Annotated in this window: 13 protein-coding genes; 6 read left to right on the forward strand and 7 right to left on the reverse strand. The window is 58.5% G+C overall.

Annotated elements, in window-relative coordinates; all coding sequences use genetic code 11:
- Nucleotides 1-51: 51 nt before the first annotated feature.
- On the reverse strand, nt 52-915 hold the full coding sequence (locus ACHPFG_RS06660; RefSeq protein WP_431701894.1) for an MIP/aquaporin family protein: 864 nt from the start codon (nt 913-915) through the stop codon (nt 52-54).
- Nucleotides 916-1,241: 326 nt separating this feature from the next.
- Between ACHPFG_RS06660 and ybaK the strand changes: the two genes are divergently transcribed.
- Nucleotides 1,242-1,712 (forward strand): Cys-tRNA(Pro) deacylase, encoded by a 471-nt coding sequence (ybaK, locus tag ACHPFG_RS06665; RefSeq protein ID WP_145335134.1) that lies wholly within the window; start codon nt 1,242-1,244, stop codon nt 1,710-1,712.
- A gap of 62 nt (nt 1,713-1,774) precedes the next feature.
- Here ybaK and ACHPFG_RS06670 read toward each other — a convergent pair whose 3' ends face one another.
- On the reverse strand, nt 1,775-2,884 hold the full coding sequence (locus ACHPFG_RS06670; protein WP_431701895.1) for an ABC transporter ATP-binding protein: 1,110 nt from the start codon (nt 2,882-2,884) through the stop codon (nt 1,775-1,777).
- A complete protein-coding gene (gene argF, locus ACHPFG_RS06675) occupies nt 2,881-3,801 on the reverse strand; it encodes an ornithine carbamoyltransferase (protein WP_145335132.1) in 921 nt (306 codons plus the stop codon). Before argF ends, ACHPFG_RS06670 begins: the two co-directional genes overlap by 4 nt.
- Before the next feature lie 431 nt (nt 3,802-4,232).
- Between argF and ACHPFG_RS06680 the strand changes: the two genes are divergently transcribed.
- Nucleotides 4,233-6,341 carry a molybdopterin oxidoreductase family protein gene (locus ACHPFG_RS06680; RefSeq protein ID WP_431701896.1) on the forward strand — a complete coding sequence of 703 codons (2,109 nt, stop codon included), beginning with the start codon at nt 4,233-4,235 and terminating at the stop codon, nt 6,339-6,341.
- An 86-nt stretch (nt 6,342-6,427) separates the two neighbouring features.
- Nucleotides 6,428-6,766, forward strand: coding sequence for a Grx4 family monothiol glutaredoxin (gene grxD / locus ACHPFG_RS06685; RefSeq protein ID WP_032858447.1), 339 nt, complete (start codon nt 6,428-6,430; stop codon nt 6,764-6,766).
- Between the two features lie 69 nt (nt 6,767-6,835).
- Here the strand turns inward: grxD and bfr are convergent, their stop codons facing one another.
- Both bfr and ACHPFG_RS06695 read right to left on the reverse strand, forming a co-directional pair.
- Entirely contained in the window at nt 6,836-7,306 is a 471-nt protein-coding gene (gene bfr / locus ACHPFG_RS06690; protein WP_012722487.1) for a bacterioferritin, read from the reverse strand.
- A 200-nt stretch (nt 7,307-7,506) separates the two neighbouring features.
- Nucleotides 7,507-7,725 carry a bacterioferritin-associated ferredoxin gene (locus ACHPFG_RS06695; protein ID WP_078740971.1) on the reverse strand — a complete coding sequence of 73 codons (219 nt, stop codon included), beginning with the start codon at nt 7,723-7,725 and terminating at the stop codon, nt 7,507-7,509.
- Nucleotides 7,726-7,969: 244 nt separating this feature from the next.
- On the opposite strand from ACHPFG_RS06695, the gene ACHPFG_RS06700 reads away from it, so the two are divergent.
- A complete protein-coding gene (locus tag ACHPFG_RS06700) occupies nt 7,970-8,572 on the forward strand; it encodes a peroxiredoxin (protein WP_003172097.1) in 603 nt (200 codons plus the stop codon).
- 65 nt (nt 8,573-8,637) lie between these two features.
- Here the strand turns inward: ACHPFG_RS06700 and rnt are convergent, their stop codons facing one another.
- Nucleotides 8,638-9,309: a ribonuclease T gene (gene rnt / locus ACHPFG_RS06705; RefSeq protein WP_078740972.1), complete on the reverse strand. Its 672-nt coding sequence runs from the start codon at nt 9,307-9,309 to the stop codon at nt 8,638-8,640.
- Nucleotides 9,306-10,352, reverse strand: a complete 1,047-nt coding sequence (gene pyrC, locus ACHPFG_RS06710) for a dihydroorotase (RefSeq protein ID WP_431701897.1) — start codon at nt 10,350-10,352, stop codon at nt 9,306-9,308. The genes rnt and pyrC overlap by 4 nt, the downstream gene beginning before the upstream one ends.
- Nucleotides 10,353-10,508: 156 nt before the next feature.
- Between pyrC and ACHPFG_RS06715 the strand changes: the two genes are divergently transcribed.
- Together ACHPFG_RS06715 and ACHPFG_RS06720 are read left to right on the forward strand one after the other, a co-directional pair.
- Complete coding sequence (locus tag ACHPFG_RS06715) at nt 10,509-11,417, forward strand: flagellar protein MotY (RefSeq protein WP_431701898.1); 909 nt, start codon at nt 10,509-10,511, stop codon at nt 11,415-11,417.
- A gap of 129 nt (nt 11,418-11,546) precedes the next feature.
- Entirely contained in the window at nt 11,547-12,764 is a 1,218-nt protein-coding gene (locus ACHPFG_RS06720) for an argininosuccinate synthase (protein ID WP_012722490.1), read from the forward strand.
- The last annotated feature ends 583 nt before the right edge of the window (nt 12,765-13,347 follow it).

Here is a 13,347-nt window from a genome sequence, read left to right on the forward strand (position 1 = left end):
AAGTCAGAAATCAGTCTGGGCCGCAAAGGGCAGAGGACCAGGCTGGCGCTTTCAGGAAATACGAGTCTTGCCGTTGACAGCCGTGTCAGTTGTTTCAGTTGTTTCAGCTATAGCAGGTGCGGCGCTCGGCAAGTGGCGGGCAATCAGCCCGCGATAGGCCGCAGCACCGAGGCATGCGCCGATAATCGGCGCGAAAATCGGAACCAGGAAGTAAGGAATATCGCGGCCGCCAGTGAAGGCCATTTCACCCCAGCCGGCGAAAAAGGTCATCAGCTTGGGCCCGAAATCCCGCGCCGGGTTCATCGCAAAACCGGTCAGCGGCCCCATGGCGCTGCCAATCACCGCAATCAGCAGTCCGATCAGCAGGGGCGCCAGCGGGCCGCGCGGCAGGCCGTTGTTGTCATCGGTAAGGGCCATGATCACGCCCATCAGGATCGCGGTAATGACCATTTCCACCAGGAAGGCCTGGGCGGTGCTCAGCAGCGCGTGAGGGTAGGTGGAGAATACCGACGCCAATTCCAGACTGGCTTGGGTGCCACGGACCATGTGGTGGGTTTGTTCGTAATCGAAAAACAGGTTGCTGTAGAGGGTGTACACCAGGGCGGCCGAGCAGAAGGCGCCGGCGACTTGGGCAAGAATGTAGAAGGGCAGTTTGCGCTTTTCGAAATCCGCAAAAATACACAGGGCGATACTCACCGCTGGGTTGAGGTGAGCCCCGGAGATGCCGGCGCTCAGGTAGATCGCCATGCTGACGCCGATCCCCCAGATGATACTGATTTCCCATAACCCAAAGCTGGCACCCGCGACCTTGAGCGCAGCGACACATCCCGTACCGAAGAAGATCAGAAGCGCAGTCCCCAGGAACTCAGCCATGCATTGGCTTGAAAGTGAAGGCTGTTGAAGAGCAGTTGTCATGGAAAACCTCGATTGTTGTTCTTGTCTGGCGCACGGCCTCAACGGGCGGTTGCGCGATTTTCACCGTGACGAGGATCCCCATCCAAGGCACGGCTTACTGCTGGAACTCTGTAGAGGTATTCCTACAGTATTCGGAAACGAAAAAATATAGACAAGAATGACGGCTGTCAAAGGTCGAAAGTGAACTGTTGGTCACTTTCGAACTATTGGTTTGATGAATGATCACGCTCGCGACTTTAAGTATTGTTGGCGGGGAGGGCGGACTAGAGCGTTTTGCGCGGGCTTGGCCTAGAATTGGCCATCTGTTTGCCACGCCCGGAGAGGTCATGACCCCCGCATTGGATTTGTTGAAAAAAGTTCGCGCCGAACATCGCATCCACAGTTATGAACATGACCCCAAGGCGGCCTCCTATGGCCTGGAGGCCGCAGAAAAATTGGGCCTCGACCCGGGGCGGGTATTCAAGACTTTGTTGGCCAGCAGCGAAAAAGGCGAATTATTGGTGGCTGTAGTGCCGGTCGTCGGAAGTCTTGACCTAAAAGCCCTTGCTCATGCGGCCGGGGTAAAAAAAGTCGAAATGGCGGATCCAGCTGCGGCGCAGCGTTCTACCGGTTACCTGCTGGGCGGTATCAGCCCGCTGGGGCAGAAGAAGCGTTTGCGCACATTTATCGACGTGACGGCGCAGCCGTTTGCGACAATTTTTGTGAGTGCGGGGAGAAGGGGGCTGGAAGTGGAGTTGTCCGCCGCGGTGCTGGCGGAACATACCCAGGCCAAATTTGCAGAAATTGGCCGGGTGTAATCCCTGGCCACTGGAGAGCCAATGTGGGAGGGACAAGCCCCTCCCACACGTTGATCATCGACTCAGCCAGCCGGGCTGTAGCGCCGTACGCCGGACTCGGATCGAGGCACCTGCGCCGCGATGCTGCCTGACGCCTGGAACAGCACCAAATGCTCAGCGGCTACGCGAATGCCCACCTCGGCGCCCACCTGATGGTCGGCATGGCTCGGGAAAATCGACTCCAGCTGCGCACCTGTCGGCAGTTGCAGACGGTACAAGGTTGACGCGCCGAGGAATGTCTTGCCGACGATCCGCGCTTTCAAGGGGCTGTCCGGCGCGTAGACGATGTCGTCCGGGCGTAGCAATACATCCACCGCGCCTCCGGTAGGCCAGGTGTAGGCCCGGTTACCGCGCAGGTCCCCCAGTTCGGTATGGACGGAATCGGGCGAACTTAATTGGCCGCGGATGAAATAGCCCTGCCCAATAAAGCTGGCGACATAAGGCGTCAGTGGTTCGTGATAGAGGTTGTAGGGCGTGTCCCACTGTTCCAGGCGGCCTTCCTTGAAGACTCCGACGTGATCACTCACGGCGAACGCCTCTTCCTGGTCATGGGTGACCAGGATCGCACTGGTGCCCCGCGCCTTGAGGATATCGCGTACCTCGTGGCTGAGCTTGCGCCGCAGTTCGCCGTCGAGGTTGGAGAACGGCTCGTCCAGCAGCAACAGTTGTGGCTCCGGCGCCAGGGCGCGGGCGAGGGCGACGCGTTGCTGTTGGCCGCCCGACAATTCGTGGGGGAATCGCTTGCCCAGGCTCTTCAGGTTGACCAATTCCAGCAGTTCGGCGACCACGCGGTCTTTTTGCGGGTGTTTGCGAATGCCGAAGGCGATGTTGTCGGCCACGCTGAGGTGGGGAAACAGCGCGTAGTCCTGGAACACCATGCCGATGCGACGTTTCTCCGGTGCCAAGGTGAAGCCGGCGCTGGAGATCACTTCGCCGGCGAGGCTGATTTCGCCTTCGTGCACCGGCTCAAACCCGGCAATTGCCCGCAACGTCGTAGTTTTGCCGCAGCCCGAAGAACCGAGCAGGCAACCGATATCGCCGGCGTTGAGGTGCAGATTGAGGTTCTGCACCACCCGTTGATCCTGATAGCCGCATGCCAGATTGCGCAAGTTCAGCAGTAAGGGCTGGCTCATGCGTGGTGGTACGCCGGTTCGACGAGGAATTCGAGCAGGGCCTTCTGGGCATGCAGGCGGTTTTCGGCCTGGTCCCAGGCTACGGAGCGCGGGTCGTCGAGCAGGTCGAGGCTGATCTCTTCGCCACGGTGTGCCGGCAGACAGTGCATGAACAGTACATCTGGCGCGGCCAGGTCGAGCAGTTCCCGCGTAACCTGGTAGGGAGCGAACATAGCGAGACGCTTGGCCGTTTCGTCTTCCTGGCCCATCGAGGTCCAGACGTCGGTGCTGACCAGGTGCGCGCCGATCACTGCATCCTTTGGATCGCGCAGGATTTGCACGCGGCCATCGGCCTTGGCCAGGAACTCGGCAGCCGGCTCGAAGCCTTCCGGGCAGGCAATGCGCAGGTGGAAGTCGAACTGAATCGCCGCTTCTATATAGCTGTTGCACATGTTGTTGCCGTCACCGATCCAGGCCACGGTCTTGCCTTGGATCGAGCCACGGTGCTCAAGGAAGGTCTGCATGTCGGCCAGCAACTGGCACGGGTGCAGGTCATCGGACAGGCCGTTGATCACTGGCACGCGGGAGTAGGCGGCGAATTCGGTCAGGGTGCTGTGGGCGAAGGTACGGATCATCACCGCATCGAGCATGCGCGACATGACGATGGCGCAGTCGCTGATCGGCTCGCCACGGCCCAGTTGGGTGTCACGCGGCGACAGGAAGATGGCCTGGCCACCCAGCTGGATCATGCCGGCTTCGAAGGACAGGCGAGTGCGGGTCGACGACTTCTCGAAAATCATCCCGAGCACGCGGTTTTTCAAAGGCTCGAACAGTACGCCGCGGTTACGCAGGTCTTTAAGCTCAATGCCTCGACGGATCACGCTGACCAGCTCTTCGGGCGTGCAATCCATCAGGGAGAGAAAGTGCCTTGCGCTCATCATTAACTACCTTTTTGCAACAGACCGCAGATACTCAAAGCCTTGTTTATTGTGACAACGGGCGAGACCTGCGGCGAAAGCCGCACGGGGCGACGAAATAGGGGAAGGCGCGATCTTATAATTAAATGTCGCGTCTTACCAATAGGGCTACGGTTTTTACGGGTGTTCAGACGGGCGCGCTAGCGCTTTTGAAGACGATTTCCAGACAGCAGCGGGCCATTTGTACACTGACGCCGCAACCTTTTGCAATGCGCGGGGGCGGGCTTGGGCCAGGCTGCGTCGGTTTCAGGGGTTGATTACAGGGTCTGTAACATTTGCTCATGTTTGCTCATGGCCTGGCTTGATGGCTCTCGATTCACAGGACTAACGATGCTGGTGCCTGTCATGGTCACGGCCCATAGTCAGGCCAAAGCCCAATAAAGAGACTGGCCATGACCAAGACTCTCCACCACCGTGCATGCCATCTGTGTGAAGCCATTTGTGGCCTGACCCTGGAAACCACCCAAGCCGAAGACGGCAGCCTGGCGATCACCTCGATCAAGGGCGACGCGCTGGACAGCTTCAGCCGTGGCCACATCTGCCCGAAGGCCGTGGCGTTGCAGGACATCCAGAATGATCCTGACCGCCTGCATCAGCCCATGTTGCGGGTGGGCAGCGAATGGCAGCCCATCCCGTGGGATGAGGCGTTTGCCCTGGTCGCCGAGCGGCTGGCGGGCATCCAGGCGCGGCATGGACAGAATGCGGTGGCGGTGTACCAGGGCAACCCCAGCGTGCACAACTATGGGCTCATGACCCACAGCAACTACTTCCTGGGCCTGCTCAAGACGCGCAACCGGTTTTCTGCCACCTCCGTTGACCAGTTGCCCCATCACCTCACCAGCCACCTGATGTACGGCCACGGCCTGTTGCTGCCGATTCCGGACATCGACCACACCGACTTCATGCTGATCCTGGGCGGCAACCCGTTGGCCTCCAATGGCAGCATCATGACCGTGCCCGATGTGGAGAAGCGCCTCAAGGCCATCCAGGCCCGGGGTGGCAAAGTAGTGGTGGTCGATCCTCGGCGCAGTGAGACGGCGGCGATCGCTGATCAGCACCTGTTCGTGCGGCCTGGTGGGGATGCGGCGCTGCTGTTCGGGGTACTCAATACGCTGTTTACCGAGAACCTGACGCGCGACAGTCATTTGCCGGTAGAAGGCCTTGAGGAGGTGCGTCGTGCAATTGCCGGTTTTACCGCCGAAGCCATGAGTCGCCAGTGTGCAGTGCCCGCCGGGCAGATCCGCCAGTTGGCGCGGGATTTCGCTGCTGCGAATAAAGCGGTGTGCTACGGGCGTATGGGGGTGTCGACCCAGGCGTTCGGCACGCTGTGTCATTGGCTGGTGCAGTTGATCAACTTGGTCACCGGTAACCTCGACCGCGAGGGCGGTGCGTTATGCACCAGTCCGGCGGTGGATTTGGTCGCGTCTACCGGTGGCGGGCATTTCAATCGCTGGCAGAGTCGCGTGTCCGGGCGCCCGGAGTACGGTGGCGAGTTGCCAGTGTCTGCGTTGGCAGAAGAAATGCTCACCGGCGGCGAAGGACAGATCCGCGCGCTGGTGACGGTGGCGGGCAACCCGGTGCTGTCGACGCCCAATGGCCGCCAGTTGGAGCAGGCGCTGGACGGCTTGGAGTTCATGGTCAGCGTCGACCTCTATATCAACGAGACCACGCGTTATGCCGATCTGATCCTGCCCTCCACGTCGGCACTGGAAAACGACCACTACGACACCACGTTCAATATGTTCGCCGTGCGCAATGTCACACGTTTCAATCGCGCGATCCTGCCCAAGCCTGACGGGGCGCTGCATGACTGGGAGATTTTTGTCGGCCTGGCCACGGCATTCGCTGCGCAGACCGGTAGCGCGCTCAAGCCCACCATGCCGCCTGCGCAAATGATCGACTTCGGGCTGCGCGCCGGTGCTTATGGTGATGCGTCGAGCTATCAGTTGTCGGTGGCGAAGCTGGCGGATCATCCTCATGGCATGGACCTGGGGCCGCTCAAGCCCAATCTTGCCGCGCGCTTGAAAACCGTGGATGGCAAAGTGCAGGCAGCACCGGCAGTGATTCTGGCGGATCTGGCGCGCTTTGCGGCGCAGCCGATGCCGGTGGCTGGCGAGTTGCTGCTGATCGGCCGTCGCCATGTGCGCAGTAATAATTCCTGGATGCATAACTATCACCGGCTGGTGAAGGGTAAGCCTCGGCACCAGCTGCATATGCATCCCGACGACCTGGCCAGTCGCCAGTTGGCAGATGGGCAGCGGGTGCGCGTCAGTTCACGTATCGGCATGATCGAGGTGGAGGTGGTCGCCAGCCTGGACATGATGCCCGGCGTGGTCAGCCTGCCCCATGGTTGGGGCCACGGCCGTCCGGGCGTGCAGATGACCATCGCCAGCGAGTTACCGGGGGCGAGCGCCAATGACTTAACCGACGAGCGGCAATTGGATGAGTTATCGGGCAATGCGGCATTGAATGGCGTACCGGTCCAAGTCGCTGCCGCATAAGGAGCCCGAGCACCGCGTTGGAATTTTGCGTTACAATGCGCCACCGTGCCGACCTGTGAGTCGCAAAGTTCCAGCCGAGGTGTTCCATGGATATCATCGAAACGATCAAAGAGCAGATTGCCAACAACACCATTCTGCTTTACATGAAGGGCGCACCTAACGCTCCTCAGTGCGGTTTCTCCGCGAAGGCTTCCCAGGCCGTGATGCAGTGTGGCGAGAAGTTCGCTTACGTGGATATTCTGCAAAACCCGGAAATCCGCGCCAACCTGCCGAAGTACGCCAACTGGCCTACTTTCCCACAACTGTGGGTAGCCGGTGAGCTGGTCGGCGGTAGCGATATCATCACTGAAATGGCAGCTGATGGTTCGTTGCAGGCGTTGATCAAAGATGCAGCGGAAAAAGCGGCAGCCAAGACTGAAGCGTGATTCGCCTGCAATAAAAAGCCCCGCTTCTCGTGAGAGAGCGGGGCTTTTTTGTACCTGTGAGCGACGGGGTTATTCACCCATCTGCGATTGCAGGTAGTTCTCCAGGCTGACTTTGTCGATCAGGCCCAGTTGGGTTTCAAGCCAGTCGATATGTTCTTCCTGGTCTTCCAGGATGTCTTCCAGCAGTTCACGGCTGCCGAAGTCGCCTTTGGTTTCGCAGTGCGCAATGGCGGCCTTGAGGTCGCTGTGGCTCTTGCGCTCGAAGCCCAGGTCGCTGCTGATCATTTCCTGGGTGTGCTCGCCGATGTTCAGCTTGCCCAGGTCCTGGACGTTCGGCAGCCCTTCCAGAAACAGGATGCGCTTGATCAGCGCGTCGGCGTCCTTCATGGCCTTGATGGATTCTTTGTATTCGCGCTTGCCCAGCTTTTCCAGGCCCCAATCGTCGTACATGCGCGCATGCAGGAAGTACTGATTGATCGCGACCAGTTCATTGGCAAGGATTTTATTGAGTTGCTGGATGACTGAGATGTCGCCTTTCATGACTGGGGTCCTGCCCTGTAATAGCTGTGTATAAGGCGGAGTTTGAGCGGCGAAAACCCTAGTGTCAAACCTAAGTTATTGAATAATAAATGAAAATTAATCTGAATAAGAATGTTTGTGTTCCGCGTCTTGGCGCTAACTAATTGAATTAAAGGCATAAAAAAACCGGACACTAAGTCCGGCTCTTTAAAACACGCCAATTATGCGTGTGTAAATTCTGCTGTATAGGGGAGCGCAGCCTGGGCTGTTTGCAGCTGCGTCAGGGTTTCCCGTACCACTTGCTTGGCGAGGCAAGCACATTTACCACACTGGCTGGCAACGCCGGTGGTTTCACGTACTTCCTTGTAGCTGCAGCAACCTTCGTAGATCGCTTCGCGGATTTGTCCGTCGGTGACGCCAGTACACAGGCACACATACATAAGGGAGAACCGTCGCGGGTTTAAGGCTTAAGTGCGATGGATCTTAATGTTAACGAGAATGATTGTCAAAGTAGATTCGTAGGGTATTTGCCTGCGTTGCCCTCACGCTGACGAACGGTTTTTTCAGTGTATGATGGTCGGTCTTCACGAAGCGTGACTGCGTCACAGGGCTGTCGCTTGAATGCGGCAGACTCAGGGCCGGTCCTTTTACTTCAATCGTCACCTTTACATCAGGAGATACCCAATGAGCGTACTCGTCGGCAAACAAGCCCCGGATTTCGACGTACCTGCCGTACTCGGCAATGGCGAAATCGTTGACAGCTTCAAACTGTCTGAAGCCATCAAAGGCAAATACGGCCTGGTGTTCTTCTACCCGCTGGACTTCACCTTCGTCTGCCCTTCGGAGCTGATCGCTCTGGACCACCGCATGGACGATTTCAAGGCGCGTAACGTTGAAGTGGTTGCCGTTTCCATCGACTCCCATTTCACCCATAACGCCTGGCGCAACACTGCCATTAACGATGGCGGCATCGGCAAAGTCAAATACACCATGGCAGCCGACATGAAGCACGACATCGCCAAGGCCTACGACGTTGAGTCCGAAGGCGGCGTGGCTTTCCGTGGCGCGTTCCTGATCGACGACAAGGGCGTTGTACGCTCCCAGATCATCAACGACCTGCCACTGGGCCGTAACATGGAAGAGCTGATCCGTCTGGTCGACGCCCTGCAATTCCACGAAGAGCACGGTGAAGTCTGTCCTGCCAATTGGAAAAAAGGCGACAAGGGCATGAACGCTTCGCCAGAAGGCGTTGCGGCTTACCTGACCGAGAACGCTGGCAAGCTGTAAGCCAGATTCGCGGGACAAAAAAACCGGCCTGAGAAGGCCGGTTTTTTTATGCGTGGGATTTGACCTCAGTCGCCGAAGTCTTCCCAGCCGCCCATTTGTTTCCAGCGGTTGACGATGCCGCAGAACAGTTCGGCTGTCTTCTCGGTGTCGTAGCGGGCCGAGTGGGCTTCGCGACCGTCGAAGTCGATACCGGCCGCCTGGCAGGCCTTGGCCAATACGGTCTGGCCATAGGCCAGGCCGGCGAGGGTGGCGGTGTCGAAACTGGAGAACGGGTGGAACGGGTTACGCTTCATGTCCAACCGCGTCACGGCGGCGTTGAGGAAGCCCAGGTCGAAGCTGCTGTTATGCCCGACCAGGATCGCGCGCTTGCAGCCATTGGCCTTCAAGGCCTTGCGTACGCCACGGAAGATATCGGTCAGCGCCGCTTCCTCACTGACTGCCATGCGCAGTGGGTGGTCGAGCTTGATCCCCGTGAATTCCAGGGCCGCTGCTTCGATGTTCGCGCCTTCAAACGGCTCGACGCGGAAGAAGTGGGTGTGCTCCGGGAACACAAAGCCCTGTTCGTCCATGCCGATGGTGGTCGCGGCGATTTCAAGCAGGGCGTCGGTGGCGCAGTTGAAACCACCGGTTTCTACGTCGATGACAACCGGCAGATAGCCGCGAAACCGCTCGGCCATCGGGTGGCGGGAGCCGCCACCACTGTGCTCGTGTTCGTCATCGTAATGGTCTTCACTCACTTGCTTTCCTCCAGCAGGCGCCAGCGCAGTGTTTCACCGGCGCGCAGCGGGATAACGGTCAGCTCGCCAAACGGCAGGCTGGCAGGGGCGGTCCAGTCTTCACGGACCAGGGTAATGCGGTCGGTATTCGCTGGCAGGCCGTAGAAACGCGGGCCATTGAGGCTGGCGAAACCTTCGAGTTTATCCAGGGCGTTGCGCTGTTCGAACGCTTCGGCATACAACTCGATGGCGGCGAACGCGGTGTAGCAACCGGCACAACCGCATGCGGCTTCCTTGGCGTGCTGAGCGTGGGGCGCAGAGTCGGTGCCGAGGAAAAACTTCGGATTACCGCTGGTCGCAGCATCCAGCAAGGCCACCTGGTGGGTATTGCGCTTGAGGATCGGCAGGCAATAGAAGTGCGGCCGAATCCCGCCCACCAGCATGTGGTTGCGGTTGTACAGCAGGTGATGAGCGGTGATGGTCGCGCCGACGTTGGCCGAGGCCTCGGTGACGAACTGCACGGCATCGGCCGTGGTGATGTGCTCGAACACCACCTTGAGGGTCGGGAACAGCTCGACCACACGGCGCATATGCTCGTCGATGAAGATCTTCTCGCGATCGAACACGTCCACATCACCACGGGTGACTTCACCGTGGATCAGCAGCGGCATGCCGACTTCGGCCATGGCTTCGATGGCGGGCAGGATCTTGTCGATGCTGGTCACGCCGGAGTCGGAGTTGGTGGTTGCGCCGGCCGGGTACAGCTTGGCGGCGTGCACGAAGCCGCTGGCCTTGGCCTCACGGATCTCGGAAGGTTGGGTACGGTCGGTGAGGTAGAGCACCATCAACGGTTCGAAGCGGCTGCCGGCCGGCCGTGCAGCGAGGATACGCTGGCGATAGGCGTCGGCTTCGGCGGCGTTACGCACCGGTGGTACCAGGTTAGGCATGATGATGGCGCGGCCAAACGTACGCGCTACATCGGCCACGGTTTGGGGCAACGCAGCACCATCGCGAAGATGAATATGCCAGTCGTCGGGACGCAGCAGGGTCAGGCGGTTGGACATTGGGGATTCCAGGCGGGTCAATCTGGTGGGAATGCTACCGGAAAAGACTCTTGCAGGCACTCGCTATCAAGTTTTGCGGGATGCATCCGATAGCCTTTCGTATGCCTTATAGATGTATGACGCTTTGAAGTGTTGTAGAAACCAGTGGAGCCTCCCGTGCGCCAGCATTATCTAGCCTTGCTCAGTGTGTTCGCCAGCCTGCCTGCGATGGCCCTCACGTTCCAGACACGTCTGGAGAACATTGAGTGGAAGGTAGAGGGGGACAAGTTCGAGTGCCGCCTGACCCAACCGATTACCGACTTCGGTTCGGGTGAGTTCGTGCGCCGGGCCGGCGAGCAGGCGACGTTTCGTCTGAAAGCCTATAACGGATCGCTGGGTGCAGGGTCTGCCACCTTGTTGGCCGCCGCTGCCCCCTGGCAGCCCGGTCGGGGTGACATCAATCTCGGTGCCGTACGTGCCGGCAGCGGTGATGTGCTCTTCAACAGCTCTCAGGCCCAGGCCGGGCGTCTTTTCAACGGGTTGCTCGATGGACGCTCGCCCACTGTGCGGCACTATGGACGCGAGGGTGGCTATTCAGAGATTCGCCTGCTGCCGGTGAAATTCAACAAGGCCTACAGCGACTATCAGCTGTGCACGGCCAAATTGCTGCCGATGAATTACGATCAGGTCAAGCAGACCGAAGTGGGCTTCCCCGGTGGCGGCATCGAGCTGGACGCTGCGGCGAAGCAGAAACTGGCGGTGATTCTCGAATTCATGAAGGCGGACCCGACCGTCAACCATATCGAGTTGAACGGTCACTCGGACAACAGCGGCAATCGCCTGAGCAACCGTGATGTTTCACGCCGTCGCGCGCTGGCGGTGATGGACTACTTCAAGGCCAACGGTATCCCGGAGTCCCAGATCACCCTGCGGTTCCATGGCGAAAGTTACCCCTTGGCGCCCAACACCACTGCCGCCAACCGGGCCCGTAACCGCCGTGTGAATATTCAGCTCGAACGTGTGGCTGCCCCCGAGAAACCGGTCCCCCAGGCCACTGGCCCGAGCAACCCTGCGCACACTTCGTAACGTGCGACCATCGGTCGCTCGCTCGACATAATCTGTCGCTTTATCTTCATTTGCTGTCGCGCCCCTGTAAATCCACGGTTTTGATCGGTAGAATCGACGCCTTTCCGTAAAACCCCGTGGAGTGATGGCATGGCCGACGTAAACAAGGTCGTTCTCGCGTATTCCGGCGGCCTGGACACTTCGGTGATCCTCAAGTGGCTGCAGGATACTTATAACTGTGAAGTGGTGACCTTCACCGCTGACCTGGGTCAGGGCGAAGAGGTCGAACCTGCACGTGCCAAGGCGCAAGCCATGGGCGTGAAAGAGATCTACATTGACGACCTGCGCGAAGAGTTCGTCCGCGATTTCGTCTTCCCGATGTTTCGCGCCAACACCGTCTACGAAGGCGAGTACCTGCTGGGTACTTCCATCGCACGTCCGCTGATCGCCAAGCGCCTGATCGAAATCGCCAACGAAACCGGCGCTGATGCCATTTCCCATGGCGCTACCGGCAAGGGCAACGACCAGGTGCGTTTCGAACTGGGTGCCTACGCGCTCAAGCCCGGCGTGAAAGTGATTGCCCCTTGGCGTGAATGGGACCTGCTGTCCCGTGAAAAGCTGATGGATTACGCTGAAAAGCACGCGATCCCGATCGAGCGTCATGGCAAGAAGAAGTCCCCGTACTCGATGGACGCCAACCTGCTGCACATCTCCTATGAAGGCGGCGTGCTGGAAGACACCTGGACCGAGCACGAAGAAGACATGTGGAAATGGACCGTCTCCCCGGAGAACGCTCCAGACAAGCCGCAGTACCTGGAACTGACCTACCGCAACGGCGACATCGTCGCGCTGGACGGCGTGGAAATGACCCCGGCCACTGTATTGGCGACCCTGAACCGTATCGGTGGCGAACACGGCATCGGCCGCCTCGACATCGTCGAGAACCGCTATGTGGGCATGAAGTCCCGTGGCTGCTACGAAACCCCCGGTGGCACCATCATGCTGCGTGCCCACCGCGCCATCGAATCCATCACCCTGGACCGTGAAGTGGCTCACCTCAAAGACGAGCTGATGCCCAAGTACGCCAGCCTGATCTATACCGGCTACTGGTGGAGCCCTGAGCGTCTGATGCTGCAACAGATGATCGACGCTTCCCAGGCCCACGTGAACGGCGTTGTGCGTCTGAAGTTGTACAAGGGCAATGTGATCGTTACCGGCCGCAAATCCGATGACTCGCTGTTCGACGCCAACATCGCCACCTTCGAAGAAGATGGCGGCGCCTACAACCAGGCCGACGCAGCGGGCTTTATCAAGTTGAATGCATTGCGCATGCGCATTGCTGCCAACAAAGGCCGTTCGTTGTTCTGAGTGTTTAGCCTGTTGTAAAAAATGGCCCCTTGTTCAAGGGGCCATTTTTTTTGCCTGGAGATTTTGATTAAGTCCACGTTGTTTAAACTTGTTTAATCAGTGCTCCAACTTATCGGGTCGCTGGTTTTTTGTCGGGCGAATGATTTTTTATCATTTATGTAGGAACCAGTCTTACAGATAATTCACTCATATAGATGCGAGGAGTACGTAAGAAGTCAAAAATTCTGTAGGAAATAAGGATGTAAGTAAATATGTTGAATGGAACTGAAACTACCGATTTTTCTCTGCCAGCTCCGGCACATGCAGTCGCCAGGCAAGGGGCATTTCCTGATAGTTGCGTACGGCACGTTTACCTTATCCCCTGGGGACTCTGGAAATTTCACTCAAAATATGTGATGCCCCGGAAAGTTCTGAAAGGCTCCATAAAACTGGAAACATCCGAATCGGTGTTTTTTTGTAGGGGATTTCCTTTATCGTTGTGGGGTGGGTCTCTGCTTGCTGTTGCTCGGGGGGGAACGCTATGCCAACTAGGAAACGACTAGGCTATTGTGTTTGCTCTAAATAATTCGAACAGCGAAATTGG

Origin of the sequence: Pseudomonas sp. BR20, assembly GCF_050780135.1 — a bacterium.
Lineage (GTDB): Bacteria > Pseudomonadota > Gammaproteobacteria > Pseudomonadales > Pseudomonadaceae > Aquipseudomonas.

Bases quoted from the DNA above. Each gene is read 5' to 3' on its own strand.
- ACHPFG_RS06660 (WP_431701894.1), bottom strand. From the start codon at position 915: ATGACAACTGCTCTTCAACAGCCTTCACTTTCAAGCCAATGCATGGCT.
- ybaK (WP_145335134.1), top strand. From the start codon at position 1,242: ATGACCCCCGCATTGGATTTGTTGAAAAAAGTTCGCGCCGAACATCGC.
- ACHPFG_RS06670 (WP_431701895.1), bottom strand. From the start codon at position 2,884: ATGAGCCAGCCCTTACTGCTGAACTTGCGCAATCTGGCATGCGGCTAT.
- argF (WP_145335132.1), bottom strand. From the start codon at position 3,801: ATGAGCGCAAGGCACTTTCTCTCCCTGATGGATTGCACGCCCGAAGAG.
- ACHPFG_RS06680 (WP_431701896.1), top strand. From the start codon at position 4,233: ATGACCAAGACTCTCCACCACCGTGCATGCCATCTGTGTGAAGCCATT.
- grxD (WP_032858447.1), top strand. From the start codon at position 6,428: ATGGATATCATCGAAACGATCAAAGAGCAGATTGCCAACAACACCATT.
- bfr (WP_012722487.1), bottom strand. From the start codon at position 7,306: ATGAAAGGCGACATCTCAGTCATCCAGCAACTCAATAAAATCCTTGCC.
- ACHPFG_RS06695 (WP_078740971.1), bottom strand. From the start codon at position 7,725: ATGTATGTGTGCCTGTGTACTGGCGTCACCGACGGACAAATCCGCGAA.
- ACHPFG_RS06700 (WP_003172097.1), top strand. From the start codon at position 7,970: ATGAGCGTACTCGTCGGCAAACAAGCCCCGGATTTCGACGTACCTGCC.
- pyrC (WP_431701897.1), bottom strand. From the start codon at position 10,352: ATGTCCAACCGCCTGACCCTGCTGCGTCCCGACGACTGGCATATTCAT.
- ACHPFG_RS06720 (WP_012722490.1), top strand. From the start codon at position 11,547: ATGGCCGACGTAAACAAGGTCGTTCTCGCGTATTCCGGCGGCCTGGAC.